The sequence below is a fragment of the Mesorhizobium sp. M2A.F.Ca.ET.039.01.1.1 genome (genome assembly GCF_003998035.1).
GTDB lineage: Bacteria > Pseudomonadota > Alphaproteobacteria > Rhizobiales > Rhizobiaceae > Mesorhizobium.
The window spans coordinates 1-507 of sequence record NZ_RZRY01001486.1 but is presented as its reverse complement, the minus strand read 5'-3'; the positions used below and the strand labels follow the sequence as shown (position 1 = coordinate 507).

Sequence of the window (507 nt, the reverse complement as noted above, 5' to 3'; positions counted from 1 at the left end):
ATCCCGCTCACGCCGACCGATATGCGCGCGCCGAGGAATTCGTCGATCTGGTCAAGGGATTGTGGGACTCCTACGAGGACGACGCCTTCATTCGCGACAAGCAGAGCGGCGTCTACCTCGATCTCGAGAAGGTGCATCATGTCAATCACAAAGGGCAGTTCTTTTCGGTAGCCGGCCCTCTCAATGTCGGCCGACCCGTTCAGGGCTACCCTGTGATCGTGCAGGCCGGTGCCTCGGAGCCTGGCCGTGAGCTCGCGGCCCGGACGGCCGAGATGATATTCACGGCCAACCAGACGCTCGAGGACGCGCAGGAATTCTATTCGGACGTCAAGGGACGGCTCGCGCGCTACGGCCGCGGGCCCGACGAACTGCTGATCAGTCCCGGCATATTTCCTGTTCTTGGAGGAACCGAGGCGGAGGCCCGGGCGAACTACGACTATCTCCAGTCCCTCGTTCATCCTTCCATCGCCTGGAACATCCTCGCCCACCACTACCAAGGTCTCGATC

At 61.7% G+C, this 507-nt stretch carries 1 protein-coding gene; it reads left to right on the top strand.

The genetic code is table 11. The features are described from left to right. A partial coding sequence (locus tag EOA24_RS40580) for an LLM class flavin-dependent oxidoreductase (RefSeq protein WP_127410955.1) occupies positions 1-507 on the top strand: 507 nt, incomplete at both ends.